The organism is Burkholderia humptydooensis (assembly GCF_001513745.1).
Taxonomy (GTDB): domain Bacteria; phylum Pseudomonadota; class Gammaproteobacteria; order Burkholderiales; family Burkholderiaceae; genus Burkholderia; species Burkholderia humptydooensis.
The window spans coordinates 1,466,952-1,488,002 of the sequence record NZ_CP013382.1 but is presented as its reverse complement, the minus strand read 5'-3'; the positions used below and the strand labels follow the sequence as shown (position 1 = coordinate 1,488,002).

General features: G+C 70.4%; 16 protein-coding genes and 2 pseudogenes. 7 read left to right on the top strand and 11 right to left on the bottom strand.

The genetic code is table 11. The features are described 5' to 3' along the window. Positions 1 to 24: 24 nt before the first annotated feature. Positions 25 to 301, bottom strand: a pseudogene (locus AQ610_RS38435) (hypothetical protein); the annotation flags it as partial. Between the two features lie 129 nt (positions 302 to 430). Here AQ610_RS38435 and AQ610_RS25585 point away from each other — a divergent pair. From AQ610_RS25585 to AQ610_RS25570, 4 genes are all read left to right on the top strand, one after another. After that, a complete protein-coding gene (locus AQ610_RS25585) occupies positions 431 to 940 on the top strand; it encodes a sigma-70 family RNA polymerase sigma factor (RefSeq protein ID WP_006027303.1) in 510 nt (169 codons plus the stop codon). Further along, complete coding sequence (locus tag AQ610_RS25580) at positions 937 to 1,941, top strand: FecR domain-containing protein (protein ID WP_006027302.1); 1,005 nt, start codon at positions 937 to 939, stop codon at positions 1,939 to 1,941. Before AQ610_RS25585 ends, AQ610_RS25580 begins: the two co-directional genes overlap by 4 nt. A 132-nt stretch (positions 1,942 to 2,073) precedes the next feature. Then, positions 2,074 to 4,668: a TonB-dependent siderophore receptor gene (locus AQ610_RS25575; protein WP_006027301.1), complete on the top strand. Its 2,595-nt coding sequence runs from the start codon at positions 2,074 to 2,076 to the stop codon at positions 4,666 to 4,668. A 95-nt stretch (positions 4,669 to 4,763) separates the two neighbouring features. Further along, positions 4,764 to 5,564, top strand: coding sequence for a hypothetical protein (locus AQ610_RS25570; RefSeq protein ID WP_043282858.1), 801 nt, complete (start codon positions 4,764 to 4,766; stop codon positions 5,562 to 5,564). Positions 5,565 to 5,627: 63 nt separating this feature from the next. On the opposite strand, the gene AQ610_RS25565 is transcribed toward AQ610_RS25570, so the two are convergent. The 4 genes from AQ610_RS25565 to AQ610_RS25550 are packed head-to-tail and all read right to left on the bottom strand — an operon-like array spanning position 5,628 to position 10,498. Next, the gene (locus AQ610_RS25565; RefSeq protein ID WP_006027299.1) at positions 5,628 to 6,599 is read right to left on the bottom strand and encodes an ABC transporter permease; all 972 of its coding nucleotides are present in this window, start codon (positions 6,597 to 6,599) and stop codon (positions 5,628 to 5,630) included. Then, positions 6,592 to 7,683, bottom strand: a complete 1,092-nt coding sequence (locus tag AQ610_RS25560) for an ABC transporter permease (RefSeq protein ID WP_006027298.1) — start codon at positions 7,681 to 7,683, stop codon at positions 6,592 to 6,594. The genes AQ610_RS25565 and AQ610_RS25560 overlap by 8 nt, the downstream gene beginning before the upstream one ends. Then, the gene (locus tag AQ610_RS25555) at positions 7,680 to 9,443 is read right to left on the bottom strand and encodes a sugar ABC transporter ATP-binding protein (protein WP_006027297.1); all 1,764 of its coding nucleotides are present in this window, start codon (positions 9,441 to 9,443) and stop codon (positions 7,680 to 7,682) included. Before AQ610_RS25555 ends, AQ610_RS25560 begins: the two co-directional genes overlap by 4 nt. 14 nt (positions 9,444 to 9,457) lie before the next feature. Continuing rightward, complete coding sequence (locus tag AQ610_RS25550; RefSeq protein WP_045554744.1) at positions 9,458 to 10,498, bottom strand: sugar ABC transporter substrate-binding protein; 1,041 nt, start codon at positions 10,496 to 10,498, stop codon at positions 9,458 to 9,460. A 647-nt stretch (positions 10,499 to 11,145) separates the two neighbouring features. On the opposite strand from AQ610_RS25550, the gene AQ610_RS25545 reads away from it, so the two are divergent. Together AQ610_RS25545 and AQ610_RS34830 are read left to right on the top strand one after the other, a co-directional pair. Further along, positions 11,146 to 11,838 (top strand): methyltransferase family protein, encoded by a 693-nt coding sequence (locus AQ610_RS25545; RefSeq protein WP_006027295.1) that lies wholly within the window; start codon positions 11,146 to 11,148, stop codon positions 11,836 to 11,838. A gap of 173 nt (positions 11,839 to 12,011) precedes the next feature. Continuing rightward, positions 12,012 to 12,335, top strand: coding sequence for a hypothetical protein (locus AQ610_RS34830; protein ID WP_015602490.1), 324 nt, complete (start codon positions 12,012 to 12,014; stop codon positions 12,333 to 12,335). A 93-nt stretch (positions 12,336 to 12,428) separates the two neighbouring features. On the opposite strand, the gene AQ610_RS25535 is transcribed toward AQ610_RS34830, so the two are convergent. The 3 genes and pseudogenes from AQ610_RS25535 to AQ610_RS25525 form a co-directional block, all read right to left on the bottom strand. Further along, entirely contained in the window at positions 12,429 to 13,688 is a 1,260-nt protein-coding gene (locus AQ610_RS25535; RefSeq protein WP_006027293.1) for an acyl-CoA dehydrogenase family protein, read from the bottom strand. Positions 13,689 to 13,819: 131 nt separating this feature from the next. After that, positions 13,820 to 14,332 (bottom strand): annotated as a pseudogene (locus AQ610_RS25530) (MFS transporter); the annotation flags it as partial. A gap of 304 nt (positions 14,333 to 14,636) precedes the next feature. Next, the gene (locus AQ610_RS25525; RefSeq protein ID WP_006027291.1) at positions 14,637 to 14,885 is read right to left on the bottom strand and encodes a hypothetical protein; all 249 of its coding nucleotides are present in this window, start codon (positions 14,883 to 14,885) and stop codon (positions 14,637 to 14,639) included. A 512-nt stretch (positions 14,886 to 15,397) separates the two neighbouring features. Here AQ610_RS25525 and AQ610_RS25520 point away from each other — a divergent pair. Continuing rightward, complete coding sequence (locus AQ610_RS25520) at positions 15,398 to 15,670, top strand: DUF4148 domain-containing protein (protein WP_006027290.1); 273 nt, start codon at positions 15,398 to 15,400, stop codon at positions 15,668 to 15,670. 37 nt (positions 15,671 to 15,707) lie between these two features. Here AQ610_RS25520 and irlS read toward each other — a convergent pair whose 3' ends face one another. Genes irlS through AQ610_RS25505 form a run of 3 tightly spaced genes read right to left on the bottom strand, consistent with a single transcriptional unit; the run spans position 15,708 to position 20,989 of the window. Further along, entirely contained in the window at positions 15,708 to 17,063 is a 1,356-nt protein-coding gene (gene irlS, locus AQ610_RS25515; protein ID WP_006027289.1) for a heavy metal sensor histidine kinase IrlS, read from the bottom strand. Beyond that, positions 17,060 to 17,749: a heavy metal response regulator transcription factor IrlR gene (irlR, locus tag AQ610_RS25510; protein WP_006027288.1), complete on the bottom strand. Its 690-nt coding sequence runs from the start codon at positions 17,747 to 17,749 to the stop codon at positions 17,060 to 17,062. The genes irlS and irlR overlap by 4 nt, the downstream gene beginning before the upstream one ends. Positions 17,750 to 17,755: 6 nt before the next feature. Then, positions 17,756 to 20,989, bottom strand: coding sequence for an efflux RND transporter permease subunit (locus AQ610_RS25505; RefSeq protein WP_009914971.1), 3,234 nt, complete (start codon positions 20,987 to 20,989; stop codon positions 17,756 to 17,758). Positions 20,990 to 21,051 lie beyond the last annotated feature (62 nt).

Here is a 21,051-nt window from a genome sequence, read left to right as displayed (position 1 = left end):
CATCGAAATGGAAGTGGATCTCGGCGCCGACGGATCGATCCGCGCGACCGTCGCGACGACATGCCCGATGCGGTCGTCGCGCCACGCGGCGAGCGGGCGCAAGCCGCACTGTCCAGCGCCGCGCTCGCCCGTCAGCACCGCTTTCGACAGCGGCGGCCGCTCGTACGGCGATGCGGTTCCGCGTCGATCAGCACGATCCGGCCGGGCCATCCGCCTCGCGCAGCGCCTGCGCCGCGCGACCGCTGCACGGGCGCCGGAATGACGTGTCGTCGTCGGCTTCCGGCTGGAGTTGGCGTTGCAGCACCGAAGCGTCGCGACGGCCCCACAGACCGGGTCGTCTCGTTCACCGTCCGGTTACAAATTTGTATATAATAATCATTCGCATTTACAAAACAGCATCCCGGCGCGATGGTCCGGGGGGATCACGTCCATGCCGGCCAACACTCTGCACCTGCAGCGGGAGATCGCTGCGCTCTACTCCGGTCATCGCGGCTGGCTGCACGGCTGGCTGTCGAAGAAGCTCGGCTGCGGCGAGCGCGCGGCCGATCTCGTTCACGACACGTTCATCCGCCTGCTCGCGCGCGACGAGCCGATCGGCGCGGCCGAGCCGCGCGCGTTCCTGACGACCGTCGCGCAGCGCGTGCTGTACAACCACTGGCGGCGCGAGCGGCTCGAGCGCGCGTATCTCGACGCGCTCGCGCAGTTGCCGGAGGCGGTCGCGCCGTCGCCGGAGACGCGCGCGATCCTGTTCGAGACGCTCGTGGAGATCGACCGGAGGCTCGACGGGCTGCCCGCCGCGGTCAGGCGCGCGTACCTGCTCGCGCAGCTCGACGGGATGACGCACGCGCAGATCGCGGCCGAACTGCGCGTGTCGCTCGCGACCGTCAAGCGCTACCTGGTGAAGGCGGGCGCGCAGTGCTACTTCGCGATCGCCGCATGAGCGGCGCGAAGCCGGCCGGCGGCCCGCCCGCGGTGCCCGCGCCCGTCGCGCGCCGCGCGGTCGAATGGTGGGTCGAGCTCGGCTCGGGCCACGCGACCGACGCGATGCGCGCGCGTCTCGCGCGCTGGCGCGCCGAGCATCCGGCGCACGACGCCGCGTGGCGGCACATCGAGGCCGTCAACGGGCGGCTCGGCCATGTCGCCGATACGCTGAGCGCGCAGGCCGCCCGCGCCGCGCTGCTGCCGCCGCGCTCGCGCGGACGGCGCGCGGCGGTCAAGGCGCTCGCGGCGCTGCTGTTCGCGGGCGGCGCCGCCTGGACGGGCGGCGCATACGCGCCGTGGCGCGCGTGGGGCGCGGACGTGCGCACGGCCGTCGGCGAGCGGCGCACGATCGCGCTCGCGGACGGCACGACGGTCGTCCTCGACACCGACACCGCGATCGACATCCGTTTCGACGACACGACGCGCGGCGTGCGCCTGTTGCGCGGCGAGATCATGGTGACGAGCGGCCACGATGCGGCGCGCGCGGTCGCCCGTCCGCTCGTGATCGCGACCGCGCACGGCGACGTGCGCCCGGTCGGCACGCGCTTCTCGGTGCGCGAGCGCGGCGACGCGACGCGCGTCGACGTGTTCGACGGCGCGGTGCGGATCGCGCCGCTGCGCGCGGCGGGCGAACCGCCGTTGATCTCTGCGGGGCAGCGCGCGGACTTCACGCGCGACGCGCTCGCCGGGCCGCCGCGCGCGATCGGAGGCGACGCGGGCGCGTGGGCGGACGGCATTCTCGTCGCATCGAACCTGCGCCTCGCCGACCTGCTGGCCGAGGTCGAGCGCTACCGCCCAGGCCGCGTGCGTTGCGGCGCGGCGGTCGCGAACCTGCGCGTGTCGGGCACGTACCCGCTCGACGACACCGACCGCATCCTCGACACGCTGCGCGAGACGCTGCCCGTCGACGTCGAGTACCTGACCCGCTACTGGGTGACGGTCGTCGCGGCGCGCGAATGAGCGCGCGCCGAGCGCTTTTGGAATCCTGAACGCTTCCAAAAAAAATTCTCGCCGGGCCTGAGCTGTTTTCGATGTTCGCGTGACATGGGAAATGAAGGCTGCATTCCACCCATCGTCAACGAGTCATCGATCATGGATTCATTCCGCAATCGCCATTCTCGCCACGCGTGCGCCGGCGCGCCGGCCGCTTCGCTCGAGCCGGCCGCGTCCGACGCGCGCATCGCGCGCGCGCCCAGCCGTGCGCATGCGGCGCAGCGCGGCGGGCGCCGGCGAAGCAACGCGGCTGCGCCGCAGTTCGCGCCGCGCCGCGTTGTCGCGAGCGTGGCCGCCGCCGCGCTGTTCTCGGCATTCGCCGCGCCCGGCGCATCGCGTGCGGCCGAGCCGGCCGCCGCGACGCGCACGTACGACATTCCAGCCGGGCCGCTCGACGCCGCGCTGACCCGCTTCGGCCGCGAGGCAGGCATCCTGCTGTCGTTCCCGGGCGAGCTGACCGCGGGCCTGCACAGCCCCGGCCTGCACGGCCGCGCGGAGGCGGCCGCGGCGCTCGACCGGCTGCTGACGGGCACGGGCCTCGTCGCGGTCCGGCAGCCGAGCGGCGGCTACACGCTCGTCAGGCTGCCCGCCGCGCCGGCCGCACCGGGCGCGGGGACGGCGCTCGCGACCGACACGACGCTGCCGACCGTCGCGGTGCGCGCGAGCGGCCCGCATGCGGACAGCTATCGCCCGCCGCGCGAGGCGGCGGGGCTGCGCAGCGACGCGCCGCTCGCCGAGGTGCCGCAGGCCGTCAACGTGGTTCCGCCGCAGGTGCTGCGCGACCAGCGCCCGCGCAACCTCGACGACGCGCTCGCGAACGTGAGCGGCATCACGCAGGGCAACACGCTCGGCAGCACGCAGGACACGGTGATGAAGCGCGGCTTCGGCGACAACCGCGACGGCTCGGTGATGCGCAACGGGATGCCGATCGTGCAGGGCCGCTCGCTGAACGCGACGGCGGACAGCGTCGAAGTGCTGAAGGGGCCGGCGTCGCTGCTGTACGGGATCATGGACCCGGGCGGCGTGATCAACGTGGTCACGAAAGAGCCGCAGCTCGCGCGCCGCCACGTGGTCTCGGTGCTCGGCTCGACATACGGGCACGGCAGGAACGGCGGCGAAGCGACGTTCGACTCGACGGGCGCGATCGGCGATTCGCGGCTTGCGTACCGGCTGATCGTCGATCAGACGAACGAGCAGTACTGGCGCAACTACGGCGAGCATCGCGAGACGCTCGTCGCGCCGTCGCTCGCGTGGTATGGGCGCGATACGCAAGTGGTGCTGTCCTACGAGTACCGGCGCTTCCTGATGCCGTTCGACCGCGGCACCGCGCTCGATCCGCGCACCAACGCGCCGCTCGCGATCCCGGCGCGCCGCCGGCTCGACGAGCCGTTCAACGACATGCGCGGCGAATCGAATCTCGCGCAGCTCACGGTCGACCACCAGCTCGCGCCCGACTGGAAGGCGCACCTCGGCTACAGCTACAACCGGGAGACGTATGACGCGAACCAGATTCGCATCACGGCGGTCGACCCGGCCAACGGCACGCTCACGCGCAGCAACGACGCCACGCATGGCTCGCGCAGCACCGACAGCTACGCAATCGCGTACCTCGACGGCCGCGTGACGCTCGCCGGGATGCGGCACGACGTGCAGTTCGGCGTCGACAGCGAATACCGGCAGGTCTACCGCGCGGACATGCTGCGCCAGTCGATCAGGACGCCGTTCAGCTACCTGAACCCGACCTACGGGCTGATTTCGCCGTCGACGAGCGTGTCGGCGTCCGACAGCGACCAGAGCGACACGCTGCACACCGCCTCGGTGTTCTTCCAGGACAGCATCCACCTGACCGATAAGTGGATTCTCGTCGGCGGCGCGCGCTTCGTCCGCTACAGCCAGCTCGCGGGGCGCGGCCGGCCGTTCCAGGTCAACACGAACCTGAGCGGCACGAAGTGGCTGCCGCGCGCGGGCATCGTCTACAAGTGGAACGACGCGCTTTCGCTGTACGGCAGCTACACGCAGTCGCTGAAGCCGACGTCGAAGATCGCGCCGATGTCGGGCGGCTACGTGATCGACGGCTCGACCGCGCCCGAGGAGGGCGCGTCGTGGGAGCTCGGCGCGAAGCTCGACATGCCGGGCGGCCTCGCGGGCACGCTCGCGTTCTTCGACATCGACAAGAAGAACGTGCTCGTGTCGCAGTACAACGACGCGACGAGCCAGACCGACTGGCGCACGTCCGGCCGCGCGCGCTCGCGCGGGATCGAACTCGACGTGTCGGGGCGGATCGGCGAGCGCTGGAACGTGATCGCGAGCTACGCGTACATCGACGCGAAGACGACCGAAGATCCGCTGTACGCGGGCAACCGGCTGTGGAACGTCGCGCGGCACACGGCGTCGCTCGCGGCCGTCTACGACGTGGGCACGGTGTTCGGCGGCGACGATCTGCGCGTCGGCGCGGCGGGGCGCTACGTCGGCGCGCGGCCGGGCGATTCGGCGAACAGCTTCACGCTGCCCGCATACGCGACCGCCGACGCGTTCGCGACCTACGACACGCGGATCGGCAAGCAGAATCTGCAGTTCCAGTTGAACGTGAAGAACCTGTTCAACCGCACGTATTACCCGTCGAGCGTGAACCGGTTCTTCGTATCGGTCGGCGACGCGCGGCAGGTGTCGCTGCTGACGACGCTGCAGTTCTGAAGCGTGGCGCCGTTTTTCAAGGCGGATTTTTTTGAATCGACGACGCGCGCTTCGGGCCGTGCGCCGCACGGCGCGAAGCGCGCTTGGAGAAACCGATGAAGCAACGATCTGATCGTCCGGCGCCCGCGCGCCGCCGCGTGCTGCGCGGCCTGGGCGGCGCGGCGCTCGCATGCGGCGTTGCCGCTGTTGCGGCGGCCGTTGTCGCGGCGGCCGCGCCCGTTTCCGCGCACGCGGCCGAGGCGACGCCCGCGCCCGGCGACGCGCCGAAGGTGGGCGCGGGCAAGCGCATCGCGATGCTCGTCCAGCTCGGCGGGCCCAACCTGAAGACCGACGAGCAGGCGAAGGCGCATCTGGAATCGCGCGGCTATGCGGTGCGGCTCGTCGACGAAGCGCAGCCCGTGGAAGCCGCGGCCGACGCCGACCTCGTGATCATCTCGTCGACGGTGTCGAGCAAGCGCGTCGCGCGCGGCTGGCGCACGCTCGCGAAGCCGCTGCTGACGTGGGAGAACGATCTGCTCGACGATCTCGCGATGACCGGCAAGCGTCATGACGTCGATTTCGGCGAGACGGGCAAGGAGCGCCATCTGTGGCTCGTGAACGCGCCGCATCCGATCGCGGCGGGGCTGCCGGCGGGCGCGACGAACGTCTACGGCCGGCGCGCGTCGATGAGCTGGGGCAAGCCCGGGCTCGGCGCGAGCATCGTCGCGACCGTCTACGGCGAGCCGGACAAGGCGGCGATCTTCGCGTACGAAAAGGGCGCGACGATGGATTACGAAGCGCTCGCGCCCGCGCGCCGCGTGATGTTCTTCCTGAACAACGACACGTTCGGCAATCTGTCGCCGGAAGGCGTCGCGCTGTTCGACGCGGCGCTCGACTGGACGGCGGGCCTGCGCTGAGCGGGCGCGGCATCGGCCGGGCCGTCGGTCGCGCGGGCGGCGCACGCGCTGCGTCCAGGCGATCTATCCCGCTTCCCGCGCGAGCCGCCCCCGCCCGAATCCCGAGCCGAGCACGAGCACCGCGAACACGAGCGCGCCGCTCGCCACTTGCTGCCAGTAGAAGTTCCAGCCGATCAGCAGCAGCCCGTTCGCGACGAAGCTCACGAGCAGCACGCCGATCAGCGTGCCGGCGACGTTCGGCCGGCGAGCCGCGGACAGCGTCGCGCCGATGAACGTCGCGCCGATCGCGTTCAGCAGATACGCGTTGCCCGCTTGCGGCGCGTACGACTTGACCGTCGACGACAGCACGAGTCCGGCGACGCCGTAGACGAGCGCGCTCGCGACGAACGCGCCCGCGGCCAGCGCGCCGACGCGCAGCCCCGAATGGCGCGCGACGCCCGGCTGCGCGCCGAGCGCGCGCGCCTGCCGGCCGAGCGTCGAGTGCTCGAGCGCGACGTGCAGCGCGAGCGCGAGCGCGGCGACGATCCACAGCGGCGCCGCGACGCCGAGCCAGGCGCCGTGCGCGAGCGCGTCGAACGCGGCCGGCGGGGCGGCGCTCAGCAGATAGATCGGCTGCCCGCCGCCCGTCGCGAGCTGCTGGATCGTCTGGCCGATGAAGAGCGTGCCGAGCGTCGCGAGAAACGGCGCGATGCCAAGCCGCGTGACGAGGAGCGCATTGCCCGCGCCGACCGCGAGCGCCGCGCCGAGGCCCGCGAGCGCGGCGCCCGTGAAGCCCGCGCGATGCGCGAGCGCCGAGACGAACGCAAGGCTCGCGACGTCGATCGCGGTGCCGAGCGACAGATCGATCGCCCCGATCGACAGCGCGAGCGTCATCCCGAGCGCGGCGATCGCGAGGAGCGCGAAGTTGTTGACGAGCACGCGCTCGACGTTCGCGAGCGTCGCGAAGCCGGGCGCCGCGGCTGCGAAGAACGCGAGGACGGCGACGAGCGCGCCGAGCGCGGCGAAGCGCGACAGACGATCGGCTGCGTCAGGCATCGAACGGCCCCTCCGACTGGCGTCGGCGCAGCAGCGCGACGGCCGCGACGACGAACAGGATCAGCGCGCCCTCGACGCCGCTGACCCAGTAGCTCGACACGTTGTTCAACTGAAACCCGTTCGCGAGCATGCCGACGAACAGCACGGCGACGAGCGTGCCGGGAATCGTCGGCACGAGCCGGCGCGAGAACACGACGCCGAGCAGCACCGCCGCGACGACGGGCAGCAGATCATCGCTCGCGCCGGGCGCGCTGCCGCTCAGCAGCGCGGATGACGCGAGTGCGGCGAGCGCGGCGGACAGGCCGCTCGCGACATAGCTCGACGCGACGTAGCGGCGCGCGTCGACGCCCGCGGCGAGCGCCGCCGCGCGATGCGCGCCGACCGCGTGCAGCCGCAGCCCGTAACGGGTGCGATGGACGAGCGCGCCGAGCACGGCCGCGACGCCGACGAGCGCATACGCGAGCCACGGCGCGCCGAACGGCCCCGCGCCGGCGAGCGCGGCGACGAGCGGGCTCGCCGACGATACCGGCGTGTTCTCGGTCAGCACGAGCTCGAGGCCCGCGCAGACGTTCATCGTCGTCAGCGTCGCGAGGAGCGGCAGGATGCGCAGCCACGCGACCGCCCACGCATTGAGCGCGCCGACCGCGACGCCGGCCGCGCAGGTCGCGGCGAGCGCGAGCGCATCGCTCTGGCCGCCGCGCGTGAGCGTCGCGAACACGGCCGCGCACAGGCCGAGATTCGCGGCGATCGACAGATCGAGCCCGCCCTTGATCGCGTCCGCGCCGCCGCCGATCATCACGATCGTCAGGCCGAACGCGAGCAGGCCGGTGACGGCGCTTTGCTGCAGCACGTTGCCGAGGTTCGCGAACGTGAGGAACAGCGGCGAGCTCGCGGAAAAGCCCGCGAACACGAGCGCGAGCGCCAGCCACGCGCCGCTGCGCAGCAGCAGGCGTCGGTCGATGGCGCGCTCGCGCGCGTGCGCGTGCGCGTCTTGCGCGGAAGGCGCGGACGGCGCGGAAGATGCGTCCCGCGTGCGTTGCGTCGCCGCGCTCGCGCGGCCGAGATCGAATGCGCCGCCGCTCATGCCGCCGCCTCCGCCGCGGGCGGCGCCGCGTTTGCGTTGCCCGGCGCTGCGGCGCGCTCCACCGCATCGTGCGCGCCGGCGCCGCCGTGCCGCGCGCCGCGCGCGAGCGTCGCCCACGCGAGCACGTCCTGCGTCGTCGTCTCGGCGGATGCGCACTGCGCGACGATCTCGCCGCGCGCCATCACGTACACGCGGTCCGTCACGTCGAGCAGCTCGGTCAGGTCGCTCGAGAACAGCAGCACCGCCGCGCCCGAGCGCGCGAGCGTATCGATCAGCGCGTAGATCTGCGCTTTCGCGCCGACGTCGACGCCGACCGTCGGCTCGTCGAGCAGATAGACCGTCGACGCGCGCCCGAGCCACTTCGCGAGCGCGACCTTCTGCTGGTTGCCGCCCGACAGGAAGCGCACCGGCCAGTCGGCGCGCGCGGGGCGGATGTCGAGCTGCCGGATCAGCGCCTGGGCCGCGCCGGCTTCGCGGCGGCCGCGCACGAAGCCGAACCGCGACACGCTCGGCAGGCTCGCGAGCACGACGTTCTCGCGCACCGACAGCGCGAGCGCGACGCCGTGCGCGGCGCGGTTTTCCGGCACGAGCGCGATGCCGTGCGCGACCGCGTCGCGCGGCCGGCGCACGCGCACGGAGCGAGCGTCGATCGCGATGTCGCCGCGCACGCCGCGCGCGAGGCCGAACAGCGCGCGGATCACGTCCTTGCCGCCCGAGCCGAGCACGCCCGTCAGCCCGACGACTTCGCCGCGCCGCACCGTGAGCGACACCGGGCCGAAGCGGCCGGGCAGCGCGAGGTCGCGGGCTTCGAGCGCGATCGCGCCCGGCGCGCGCGGCGCAGCGCGCCCGCCGGGCTGCGCGGGGGCGGGGCCGGTTGGCGCGTCGGGCCGGGCGTCGGCCTGGATGCCGGCGGCCGCGCCGGCGCGGGCGACGGGATGCGGCGCGCCGATCATCGCGGCGACGAGCGCGTCGCGCGATACGTCGCGCGCGTCGAAGTGCGCGACGTCGGCGCCGTCGCGCAGCACGCTCACGCGATCGCACACGCGCGCGATCTCGTTCAGGTAATGCGACACGTAGAGGATCGTGTGCCCGTCGGCGCGCAGCCGCTCGATCGTCTGCAGCAGCCGGTCGACCTCGCTCGACACGAGCGCCGCGGTCGGCTCGTCGAACACGAGGATCTCGTGGCGCCCGATCAGCGCGCGCGTGATCTGCACGATCTGCTGCTCGGCAACGGACAGCTCGCCGATCAGCCGATCGGGCGGCAGATCGACGCCGAATTGCGCGTGCAGCACCGCGCGACAGTCGCGGCGCATCCGCCCGACATCGAGCGGCAGCAGGCGGGCGAGCCGCGACGCGCGGCCGCCGAGCGTCGGCGGGTGCGGGAAGAACAGCGCCTCGGCGACCGTAAAGGTCGCGGGCAGCAGCCGCTCCTGGTGGATGAAGCCGATTCCCGCGGCGCGGCGGCGGGCGAAGCCGCCATCGGAGACGGAACCGGCGCCGCCCGCGGCGAGCGGCGCGCCGCCGACCGCGATCTCGCCTTCGTCCGGCGCGTGCAGGCCCGCGAGGATCTTGACGAGCGTCGACTTGCCCGCGCCGTTCTGGCCGATCAGCCCGTGCACGGTGCCGCGCGGCACCGCGAGCGACGCGCTGCGCAGCGCGGCGACGCCGCCGAAGCGCTTGACGACGCGCCGCACGTCGAGCGCGAGCGGCGCGTCGGCGGCGCCGTGGGTGGTCGCGGGCGTGGAGGCGGACGCGGACATCGGGGGCGCCGCCGTCATCGCCGCACGACTTCGGCGGCGGCGGACGTCTGCCCGAGCGTGCGCGGCGCGCCGCCCGCGTCGTCCTTCGTGACGAGCACCGACGGCACGAACGTATACGCGGGCAGCGACCGGTCGCCCGCCAGATAGCGCGCGACGTTGCGCACCGCGGTGCGGCCGATCAGCGCCGGCTGCTGCGCGACGACGGCCGCCGCGCTCGATTTCGGATTCTTCACGAGCGCGACCGCCTCGGGGCTGCCGTCGACCGCGTACGTGCGGATCTCGCCGCGGCCGGCCGCGTCGACCGCCTGCGTCGCGCCGACCTGCGGAATGTCCCACGCGGCCCAGATCGCTGAAATCGAGCCTTTCGGATATTTCTGCAGCAACTGGCTCACCTGCGCATACGCGTTCTGCGCGGTGTTCGGGATCACGTCGCGCAGTTCGGGCTCGATGATCCTCACCTTCGGATACCACTTCAGCACCGCTTTCAACTGGTCGTAGCGGATCGCGCACACGGGCACGCCGTAGAAGCCGTTGAACACGAGGATGTTGCCTTCGCCGCGGATGTCGTTGACGAGCTTCAGCGCAAGCTGCGAGCCGATCACGAAGTTGTCCGACGTGACGACGTTCACGCTCGACGGCGAAGCCGTGTCGATCGTGAAGAGCGGGATGCCCGCCTGCCGGATTTTCCGGAGCCACGGCTCGAGCACGGAGGCGGTGCCGAGCTGCTCGATGATCGCATCGGGCTTTTGCGCGATCAGCGTCTGGATCTGCGCGATCTGGCGGCTGTCGTTGCGGCCGGCGTCGAGCGCGATCGGCGTGCCGCCGAGGCGCTTCACTTCGTCGACGGCGCCCTGGTATGCCTGCAAGTCCCAGTAATGATCGGTGCCGGCCGCCGTGATGCCGATCCGCTTGCCGGCGAGCGGCAGCGGCGCGTGGCCGGACGGGGCGGGCGGCGCACCGGCGGTAGCGGCGGACGCGGAGGCGATGCCGATCGCGAGCGAGGCGGCGAACAGCGTGGACAACAGGCGGGCGAGCGGAGCAAGCGGGCGTGACATGATTCGTGGGCGCGGGATGCGGGCAGTGAGACGAACGAACGATTCTGTGCAACAGCGCCGGCGAAGGGAACGATGGATTCGTGCTTTGGTTATGGGATTGCCGCAAATGCGCGGGCCGCACAAGCAAAGATGCGCAGCGGGAATCGGCGGCGCGGTGGACGGCTTCGTGGACGAGGTCGATGTCGGCGATCGGTGTGAACCCTCGATCGTCATCTCGATTTTGTCGGTGCAATGAAAAATAAACTTCAGCGGAATGCCAAGTAAATCGAGCGGCGCACCGTTAAATCGAATGGGCTTGATTGCAGGCGAGCCGGAAAATGTCGGCGATTGCAAAGAATCCGATAAAGCAAAACCCTCCGTGAGTGCTTCCGGAATGACCGGATCCCGCGCCAGACGTGCTGGAAAACCCGTATGAACAGCCCGCGCGCGGGTGATTCGGCGAAGATCGCGCGGTTCGTTTTGACGGGAGATTCGCAAACGATTGCATTTGACGGAGTCGGGAAAATCGTCGTCTCGATTTCCGAACAATTAACCTAATTTTTAGATTCGGCGTGCGGGTGCGCGGCGGCAGCGTGATAAGCTCGACCCACATAAAAGCAGTGCGCGACGAACAGGGGGGCGCGATGGAGCACGAGGTCCGACCATCGATGGCCACGACGCGGCGGCACGGCGCCACGGCCGCGCTGGCGGCCGCCGCCCGTCCGTGCGCCGCGCCCCGGGCCGCCGGTTTCTGCGGCATCCTGATCGAAGTGTTCGCGCGCGTCGTCGCGGCGCTCGCGCTCGGGGTTTTCGCGTATGCGGCGTACACGCAGTGGCGGCTCGATCCGTCGCGCATCACGCTGATCCTGCTCGCGGTCTCGACGACGCTGACGGTCGGCCTGTCGCTGTTCGCCGAGCCGCCGAAAAAGCGCGACTGGAGCCCGCTCGCGCTGTTCTTCTCGCTCGGCGGCACCTTCTACTATCTCGTCTTCCAGCTCACCGCGAGCCGGCAACTGATTCCGGAAACCACGGGCGCGGCGATCCAGTTGTTCGGCCTGTTCTGGCAACTGTTCGCGAAGGTGTCGCTGAGAAAATCGTTCGGCATCCTGCCGGCGAATCGCGGCGTCGTCTCGCGCGGCGCGTACCGGTTCGTCCGGCATCCGATGTATCTCGGCTACCTGATCATCGACGCAGGCTTCCTGCTCACGAACTTCAGCGCGCGCAACCTGATCGCGGTCGCGCTGCAGATCGGATTGCAGGTCGGCCGGATTCGTCGCGAGGAGCGGCTCTTGTCCGAGGACGCCGCGTATCGCGCCTACAGGCGCTCGGTCCGCTACCGGGTGATTCCGGGCCTGTTCTGAGCAGACCGCCGCGCCTCTGCATCGGCCGGCCCGACCGGACGCCTACCAGAAATGCTAGGTTCGCGAGGCGGACGATGGCCTAGTATTCGAACTGGCTTCACGGGCTGGCGGGGCGCGTTCCGGCGGGCCGGCGCCGCCAGCCGCCGCAACCCGGCCCGCCTGGGAGATGCGACATGGCTTACAAGAATCTTGTCAATCAAAGTGGATTGCCGCTCAACATCGAGCTGGTGACTCGCCAGGGTTCCGATCCCAGCCAATCCGGCTCGACGATCGCCGTATCGTTGGCCGTCAACGGAAAGCAGACGGTCGAATACGGCAACAACCAGAATCCGTACCTGAACGGGCTCGTCATCACGGCGGCGGCGAACGGCGCGTTCGCGAACGGCTCGCAGATCGTGACGACGCGCGGCAGCACGTGGGACAACGTGCTGAACACCAACAACACGCTGACGTTCAGCGGCGCGGGCGGCCTGAACGTCGTCGGCAGCAACACCTGACGCCGGCGCGCTAGCGGTCGGCCCGCCCGCCGCACGCACGGGCGACGGGCGGGCATGCGCGGCGTTCCGCGACGCGTCGCGCGCCGACGTCCGTCATGCCGCCTTTTCCTGATCTTCCCGCGTGCCGGGTCCCGTGCCGATCTGCCAGACGTATGGCGGCTCGGTCCCGTTGACGGCGCGATCTCCGACGATCCTCGCCTTGTAGACGAGCGGATTGTGCGACGCGACCGTGCGCGCGTTGCGCCAGTGACGATCGAGCGCCTTCGTCGCGCTGATCGCCGATGCGCCGAGCGCGTCGAACAGATGCGTTGCCGCGCGCAGCACGAGCTCCGACACCACCAGTTGCCCCTGCGCCGATTCAATTTCGGCCGCGACGTTCGCATCGTGCACGGCGGCCGCGTCGCCGCCGGCGTGCGCTTCGTAAGCGCGTTGCGACGGCTGCGCGGCGCGCAGCGCGATCGCCTCGGCCGCGTACGCCCACGCCGAGATTTCGCCGACGACCTGCAGGATCTGCGCGTCGTCGCTCACGCGCGGCGCGTTGCCGTGGCTGTAGATCCGCTTGCGCCCGCGCACGAACGCGCTCGCGTCGCGCTCGACCGCGCGGCCGATGCCGGCGAGCGTCGCGAGGTGGAACAACTGATAGAACGCGGTCTGGTACTTGAAGCGCCGCGCGAAATCGATGACGTTCGCTTCGTCGACGTGCGCATCGACGAAGCGCGTCGTGCCGCTGCCCGTCGTCGCCTGGCCGAAGCCGTCCCAGTCGTCGTCGCGGATCACGCCGTCCTGATGCGTCGCGACGGCGGCGATCACCGGGCTGCCGTCGTCCGCGCGCTGCGCGTAGACATCGATCCAGTCGGCGAAGATCGCCCCTGTGCTGTAGTACTTCTCGCCGTTCACGACCCAGCGGCCGTCGCGCTTCGCCACCTTCGTGCGCACTTCGCCGAGCGCGACGTCGCCGACCTCCGTCCACGCGTTGCCGACGAGCTGGCCGCTTGCGAAGCGGTCGAACCACGCCTGCCGCGCGGGGCCGGCCGGCGCGTTCAGCCAGTCCTCGACGAACGCGAAATGGCCGCGCAGCGCCTGCGGGAGATTCGAATCGGCGGCCGCGAGCTCGATCAGCAATTCAAAGAGCTGCGGGATCGACGCGCCGGCGCCGCCCGCGTGCACGGGCACGCGCACCGCGCCGAATCCGGCTTCCTTCAGCCAGCGAATCGGCTCGTGCGGCAGCGCGCGCGTGCGGTCGCGCTCGATCGCGCCTTCGGCGATGCGCGCGAAGATCGGCCGGAAGCGGGCTGTGAGCGACGCGTAATCGGCGCCGGTCGAGATCGCCGGATCGGCAGGGGCGTGAGACATGGCTGAGTCCTCGGGTGAGTGAACGGAAAGTGATTCGACGCAAGGCGGGCGATTCGCGCGCTTTGCATCGGCGCGGGGCGGTCGGCGGCGGTCGTTCGCTGCGCGAATGCCGAACGCAGCCGCCATGCCGCCTACGCCGCTTCTCGCACGCGCGTCCGATCGCCTTCGGGATGCGCGCCGGCGTCGACATCGACATCGACATCGACATCGCGCGCGGTCGGCTCGAAGCGAATCGCCGCCAGAAACACGATCGGCACGAACGCGGCGATCGACACGATCCAGAACATGCCGGTGTCGAGGCGCGCGTTGAGGATCGGCAGCACGAACAGCGCGAACGCGCTGCCGATGCCTGTCAGCGCGCGCCCGAAGCCGAGCCCCGTGCCGCGAATCGACGTCGGATACGACAGCGCCGGATAGATCATCATCTGCGCGCCGGGGCCGAAGCCCTCGGCGAACAGCCACAGACCGAGCATCAGCACCGCGGCGCCGATCCCGGGCGCGGTCTGCGGATGGCCGAGCAGCGCGAGCGCGACGAGCGCCGCGACCTGCAGCGCGAAACCCGCGATCGCGACGCGCCGCGACGGCAGCCGGTACGCGAGCCGCATCCCGAGCAGCCCGCCCGAGAGCGCACCCGACGCGTTGATGAGGCGCGAGACGTCGCTCGCGGAGCGGATCGGTGTCGAGATCGGCGCGTCGAGATCGAGTGTGCTCAAGGGGGAAGCTCTTCGGTTGGGGCGGTTCGCATGGCAAGTCGCAGTTATACGAAGCGGGCCCGTAAAACACAAAGAAGCAGTTCGCGATTCGTTATGAAACGCGGCGCGATAAGCAATCGACGGGGAAGGGCGGATGAGGGAAGGGCGGTGAAGCGATGACGGCGAACCGCTGGCCGTCGGGCCGCGAATCGGCACGATAGGACGTGGGCGCGGCATGCAGCGCAAGCCTGCTGATTCAGCGCTGCAACCGGGGAAAGATGCACGGATGCATCTTCACGTACAGCGTCTGATTCACGCACGGACGTCCCGCGTAGTCGACGACTGCGTTCGCCGGGCGTCGCGATTCGCTCGCCGGATTGTCGCCGCCGCCCCGCTCCGGCGAGGCGACGGACGGCCCCGCCGCGCCGGAGCGGGGCTCCTGGCGAAGCGGGGCGCAGGCTGCCAGCGCGATGCCGAACGCGATTGCGATGATCGGCGCTTTCATGATGCTCCTCTTGTTTCGTATCGTTCGATTCGGCCTCGACGCGGCTCGGTGGAGCGGTCGCGTCGATGTCGATGTGCGGACATGTTGCGTGCGCGCTGCTGCGCGAACGTGATCCGAACATGACAAGGATGTCGCCGAAGCAGGACGTGCGATAGGCGAGGCGTTCGATGCGGGTGCTTCGGCAATGCGGCGCGCGCATCAAAAAAAGGCCGGACAGGGGAACTGTCCGGCCAAAGAGCGATAGCACCTGCTGGTGCCAATGCGCCTCGCGTGCTCGAGGGGAACCCAGAACCTCGGTCCAATTTCGTCTGAGCGGCGATCTTGGAATGCAGATGCTACGGGATCGTCGCAGCGCCACGCTGACGCGAACGTGACATTTCCGTCATCGAATCGATGCCGCGCAGCGCGCAGATGACGGATTTGTCATCGCACGCTCATGGCTGCGTACCGTCCGACGGTCAAAGTGGAGGCTACTGTCGCCCGACAGGGATCTACTCGATGGAGCACTCGCGATGAACACGAAAAAACTGATGGCATGGGCCGCCGCCGCGGCGCTGACGACGCTGGCCGTCTCGCCCGCCGCATTCGCGCAAGGCAAGACGCGCGACGAGGTTCGGCAGGAACTGATTCGCGCGCAGCACGAGGGCATCGTGCCCGCCGGCAAGAACGACTATCCGCCGAGCGAGGCGCTCGTCCAGCGCAACCAGGAACTGCACGCGATCTCGGTGCACGACGGCAAGAGCAGCCTCGCGCTCGATCAGCACGATCGGGCCGTCGCGCGCTGACGTGCGGGCGAACGGCGCAGGGCGGCGGCGCGCCCGGTCAAGCCGCGTGCGCGGGAAATGTCAGCCAGAACGTCGTGCGCACGTGCGGCTCGCTGTCGACGCCGCACGTGCCGCCGTGGTTTTCCATGATCGAGCGCACGATCGCGAGGCCGAGCCCGGTGCCCGACGCCGAGTTGTGCCGCGCCGGATCGACGCGATAGAACCGCTCGAAGATCCGCTCGCGGTGTTGCGGCTCAATGCCGTGGCCAGTGTCCGATACGCGGACCGTCGTCGCGCTGGCGGTCTGCGTGCAGTCGATCGTGATCGTCGAGCCGCGCGGCGCGTGATTGAGCGCGTTGCTGATCAGGTTGCTGAGCGCGCGGTGATAGAGCAGCGCGTCCGCCCGCACGCCGGCCTTGCCGCGCACGACGATGCTCACCTCCGCGTCTTCTGCCATCGGCTCGTAATAGCCGGCGACGCGCCCGGCCTCCGCCGCCGCGTCGAGCGTGCGGATCGCCAGATGGCGCTGAGCGTTGTCGGAGCGCGCGAGGAACAGCATGTCCTCGATCATCCGCGACAGACGCTGATATTCGTCGATGCTCGATTCGATCACGTCGCGGTACTCGTCGGCCGTGCGCGGCTTCGACAGCGCGACCTGCGCCTCGGCGAGCAGGTTCGTGAGCGGCGTGCGCATGTCGTGCGCGAGATTCGACGAGAACTGGCTCAGCCGGACGAACGATTCGTCGAGGCGCTTGAGCATCCCGTTGAACGCATGCTCCATCTCCTTGAGCTCGCCCGACGTATCGAGCTCCGGCAGCGGCTGCGCGAGCCGGCTCGACGACATCTGCTCGGCGCGCGCGACGAGCCGCCGCAACGGGCTCAGGCCGAGCATCGCGATGCCGTAGGCGAGCGCCGCCGTCAGCACGACGGCGAGCACCTCGATCACGACGACCGTGTAAGCATACGCGCGCAACAGCGCACGGTCGTTCTTGCCGTCGTACTGCACGACGACGCGCGCGGTGCGCGTCCCGGCGCCGCGCAGCGGCGCGTCGCCCGCGAGATAGCCGAACGTCGTGCCGGCGGGCGCCGCGCGCGGCGCGACGAAGCCGCGTGTCGCGAACAGCAACCGGCCGCCGGTATCGTAGATCGCGAGATCCAGATTCTGGTGGCCGTGCAATTGATCGACCCATAGATCCGATTTGCGCGGGATGTCGTCGACGTTCTCGACGTTCGCGAGATGCGTGCGCATCGCCGCGAGCGTCGCCGACATTTCGTGCGACGACATGTCCGCGAGCCGGTTGTGCAGCGCGCTGTAGAGCGCGATGCCGCTCAGCGCGAGCGTCGCCGCGGTCGACAGGATGATGAGCGCCGTCAGGCGCGCGCGCAGCGTGCGGGGCAACAGGCGTCTGATCATCGGCCGGGCGCGCTCCCGCCCCTGACTTCGAGCACGTAGCCCATCCCGCGCACCGTGTGGATCAGCTTCGGCTCGTACGCGTCGTCGATCTTCGCGCGCAGCCGGCGGATCGCCGCGTCCACGACGTTCGTATCGCTGTTGAAGTTCATGTCCCACACCTGCGACGCGATCGTCGCGCGCGGCAGGATCTCGCCCTCGCGGCGCATCAGCAGCCACAGCAGCGCGAACTCCTTCGCGGTCAGCAGCACGACGTCGCCTTGGCGCGTGGCCTTGCGCCGCGTCAGGTCGAGTTCCAGGTCCGCGATCCTGAGGACCGTCGATTCGCGCGCCTGCCCACGGCGCAGGATCGAGCGCACGCGCGCGACCAGCTCGACGAAATCGAACGGCTTGACGACGTAATCGTCCGCGCCGAGCTCGAGCCCCTTCACGCGGTCGCCCACGTCGTCGCTCGCGGTCAGGAACAGCACGGGCGTCGAGCGCTCGCGCCGCAGCCGCTCGAGCACGGTCCAGCCGTCGTGGCCGGGCAGCATCACGTCGAGGATGATCAGGTCGTATTCCTCGGTCTCGGCCTGATGCAGGCCCGTCACGCCGTCCTCGACCCAGTCCGCGACGAAGCCCGCCTCGGTCAGCCCCTTGCGCAGGTACATGCCGGTTTTCGGCTCGTCTTCCACGATCAGTATTCGCATCCGGATTCACCTCGATGATTCGCGCCGACGGCGCAGCACGGCCGCGGGCGCGAGTCCCGCGAGCCGGTCGATAAGGCGTTCGCTAAGCGTCGCGCGCAGCGGCGCCGAGTGCGCCACCCGATAGAGTACCGGCAAAACGAGCAGCGTCAGCGCGGTCGACGACAGGATGCCGCCGATCACGACGGTGGCGAGCGGGCGCTGCACCTCCGCGCCCGTGCCCGTGGCGAGCGCCATCGGCAGGAAGCCGAGCGACGCGACGAGCGCCGTCATCAGCACCGGCCGCAGCCGCGTGAGCGCGCCGTCGCGCACGGCGGCGTCGAGCGGCACGCCTTCGTCGCGCAGGTTGCGGATGAACGAGATCATCACGAGGCCGTTGAGCACCGCGACGCCCGACAGCGCGATGAAGCCGACCGCGGCCGTGATCGACAGCGGAATCCCGCGCAGCCACAGCGACGCGACGCCGCCCGTCAGCGCGAACGGGATGCCGGTGAACACGAGCAGGCCGTCCTTCGCGTTGTTGAACATCACGAACAGCAGCACGAACACCATCGCGAGCGCGAGCGGCACGACGATCTTCAGGCGCTCGCTCGCGCTTTGCAACTGCTCGAACTGGCCGCCCCACGACAGCCAGTAGCCGGCCGGCACCTGGACGTCGGCCGCGATCCGCTCGCGCGCGTCGGCGACGAACGAGCCGACGTCGCGCCCGCGCACGTTCGCGCTCACGACGACGCGGCGCTTGCCGTCCTCGCGGCTGATCTGGTTCGGCCCGGGCGAGACGTCGACCGTCGCGACCTCGGCGAGCGGCACGTAAGGCGCCTGGACGACCGGGCCGCTCGCGCCCGCCGGCGCGGGGAAGGGCAGCGCGATCGGCAGCCGCTTGATGGCCTCGACGTCGGTGCGCAGCTCGTCGGGCAGCCGCACGACGATGTCGAAGCGGCGATCGCCCTGGAACAGCAGGCCCGCCTTGCGCCCGCCGACCGCCGCGGCAACCGCGTCCTGCACGTCGCCCACCGTCACGCCGTAGCGCGCGAGCTTGTCGCGATCGAGGTTGACGGTCAGCACGGGCAGGCCCGTCGTCTGCTCGACCTTCACCTCGGACGCGCCCGGCACCTTCTGCAGCGCGGCGGCGATCCGCTCGCCCGTCGCGTCGAGCACCGCCATGTCGTCGCCGAAGATCTTGACCGCGACATCGCTGCGCACGCCGGAGATCAGCTCGTTGAAGCGCAACTGGATCGGCTGCGAGAACTCGTATGCGTTGCCGGGCAGCTCGGCGAGCACCGCCTCGATTTCCTGGCGCAGCGTGTCGCGCGACTTGCGCGGATTCGGCCACTGGTCGACGGGCTTGAGCATGATGTAGCCGTCGGACAGGTTCGGCGGCATCGGATCGGCGGCGATCTCCGCGGTGCCGGTGCGCGCGAACACGCGTTCGATCTCGGGGAAGCGCGCCTTCAGCGCCTTCTCGATCGACTGCTGCATCGCGATCGACTGCGTGAGGCTTGTGCCCGGAATGCGCTGCGCGGACACCGCGAGGTCGCCTTCGTTCAGGCTCGGGATGAACTCGCTGCCGAGCCGCGTGGCGAGCACGAGCGCGAGCGCGACGACGGCCGCCGCGCCCGCGAGCACCTGCCGGGGCCGCGCGACGAACGCGTCGAGCGCGGGCGCATACAGGCGCTTGGCGGCGCTCATCAGCCGGTTTTCCTTTTCCTCGACGCGGCGGCCGATGAAGAGCGCGACCGCGGCCGGAATGAACGTGACGGTGAGCGCCATCGCGGCCGCGAGCGCCATCACGACGGTGAGCGCCATCGGATGGAACATCTTGCCCTCGACGCCCGTCAACGCGAAGATCGGCAGATAGACGACCATGATGATCAGTTGCCCGAAGATCAGCGCGCGGCGCGCTTCCTGCGACGCGGCGAACACCTCGGCGAAGCGCTCGTCGCGCGTGAGCGGGCGGCCCGCCGCGTGCTGCGCGTGCGTGAGCCGGCGGATGCAGTTCTCGACGATCACGACCGCGCCGTCGACGATGATGCCGAAATCGAGCGCGCCGAGGCTCATCAGGTTCGCGCTGACCTTCGCGTTGACCATGCCGATGAACGTCATCAGCATCGACAGCGGAATGACGAGCGCGGTGATCACCGCCGCGCGGATGTTGCCGAGGAACAGGAAGAGGATCGCGATCACGAGCACCGCGCCTTCGAGCAGGTTCTTCTTGACCGTCTGCACGGCCTTCTCGACGAGCACCGTGCGGTCGTACACGGGAATCGCGCGCACGCCGGCGGGCAGCGTGCGGTTCACGTCGGCCATCTTCGCGGCCACCGCCTTCGCGACCGCGCGGCTGTTCTCGCCCATCAGCATGAACACGGTGCCGAGCACGACTTCCTCGCCGTTGGCCGTCGCGGCACCCGTGCGCAGCTCGCGGCCGATGTCGACTGCGCCGACGTCCTTCACCCGCACCGGCACGCCGCCCACGTTCGTGAGCACGATGTTCGCGATGTCGTCGACCGAGCGCGCCTGGCCCGGCACGCGCACGAGGTACTGCTCGCCGCGCTTTTCGATGTAGCCCGCGCCGACGTTGTCGTTGTTGCGCTCGAGCGCGCGCACGACGTCGGCGAGCGTGAGCCCGTACGACATCAGCTTCGTCGGGTTCGGCGCGACGCGGTATTCCTTCACGTAGCCGCCGATCGAGTTCACCTCGGTCACGCCCGGCACGTTGCGCAACTGCGGGCGCACGACCCAGTCCTGCAACTCGCGCAGGTCGGCGCTCGTGTAGCGCGCGCCGTCCGGCTTGCGCGCGGCCGCCTCCGCTTCGACGGTCCACAGGTAGATCTCGCCCAGGCCCGTCGACGTCGGCCCCATCGCGGGCGCGACGCCGGGCGGCAGCTTGTCCTTCGCCTCCTGAATGCGCTCGTTGACGAGCTGGCGCGCGAAGTAGATGTCGGTGCCGTCCCTGAAGATCACGGTGACCTGCGACAGCCCGTAGCGCGAGATCGATCGCGTCTGCTCGAGGTTCGGCAGGCCGGCCATCGCGGTCTCGACCGGATACGTGATGCGCTGCTCGGCCTCGAGCGGCGAGTAGCCGGGCGCGGACGTGTTGATCTGAACCTGGACGTTCGTGATGTCGGGCACCGCGTCGATCGGCAGCTTCTGGTAACTGTAGACACCGAGCGACGCGGCCGCGGCGATCGCGAGCATCACGAGCCAGCGGTGCGCGATCGCAAAGCGGATCAGGCGCTCGAACATGGTGACGGTCCTCTGGAATGCGAAGAAAACGATGCGCGCCGACGCGAGGCGCAAGGCGCAGC

Bases quoted from the DNA above. Each gene is read 5' to 3' on its own strand.
- AQ610_RS25585 (WP_006027303.1), top strand. From the start codon at position 431: ATGCCGGCCAACACTCTGCACCTGCAGCGGGAGATCGCTGCGCTCTAC.
- AQ610_RS25580 (WP_006027302.1), top strand. From the start codon at position 937: ATGAGCGGCGCGAAGCCGGCCGGCGGCCCGCCCGCGGTGCCCGCGCCC.
- AQ610_RS25575 (WP_006027301.1), top strand. From the start codon at position 2,074: ATGGATTCATTCCGCAATCGCCATTCTCGCCACGCGTGCGCCGGCGCG.
- AQ610_RS25570 (WP_043282858.1), top strand. From the start codon at position 4,764: ATGAAGCAACGATCTGATCGTCCGGCGCCCGCGCGCCGCCGCGTGCTG.
- AQ610_RS25565 (WP_006027299.1), bottom strand. From the start codon at position 6,599: ATGCCTGACGCAGCCGATCGTCTGTCGCGCTTCGCCGCGCTCGGCGCG.
- AQ610_RS25560 (WP_006027298.1), bottom strand. From the start codon at position 7,683: ATGAGCGGCGGCGCATTCGATCTCGGCCGCGCGAGCGCGGCGACGCAA.
- AQ610_RS25555 (WP_006027297.1), bottom strand. From the start codon at position 9,443: ATGTCCGCGTCCGCCTCCACGCCCGCGACCACCCACGGCGCCGCCGAC.
- AQ610_RS25550 (WP_045554744.1), bottom strand. From the start codon at position 10,498: ATGTCACGCCCGCTTGCTCCGCTCGCCCGCCTGTTGTCCACGCTGTTC.
- AQ610_RS25545 (WP_006027295.1), top strand. From the start codon at position 11,146: ATGGCCACGACGCGGCGGCACGGCGCCACGGCCGCGCTGGCGGCCGCC.
- AQ610_RS34830 (WP_015602490.1), top strand. From the start codon at position 12,012: ATGGCTTACAAGAATCTTGTCAATCAAAGTGGATTGCCGCTCAACATC.
- AQ610_RS25535 (WP_006027293.1), bottom strand. From the start codon at position 13,688: ATGTCTCACGCCCCTGCCGATCCGGCGATCTCGACCGGCGCCGATTAC.
- AQ610_RS25525 (WP_006027291.1), bottom strand. From the start codon at position 14,885: ATGAAAGCGCCGATCATCGCAATCGCGTTCGGCATCGCGCTGGCAGCC.
- AQ610_RS25520 (WP_006027290.1), top strand. From the start codon at position 15,398: ATGAACACGAAAAAACTGATGGCATGGGCCGCCGCCGCGGCGCTGACG.
- irlS (WP_006027289.1), bottom strand. From the start codon at position 17,063: ATGATCAGACGCCTGTTGCCCCGCACGCTGCGCGCGCGCCTGACGGCG.
- irlR (WP_006027288.1), bottom strand. From the start codon at position 17,749: ATGCGAATACTGATCGTGGAAGACGAGCCGAAAACCGGCATGTACCTG.
- AQ610_RS25505 (WP_009914971.1), bottom strand. From the start codon at position 20,989: ATGTTCGAGCGCCTGATCCGCTTTGCGATCGCGCACCGCTGGCTCGTG.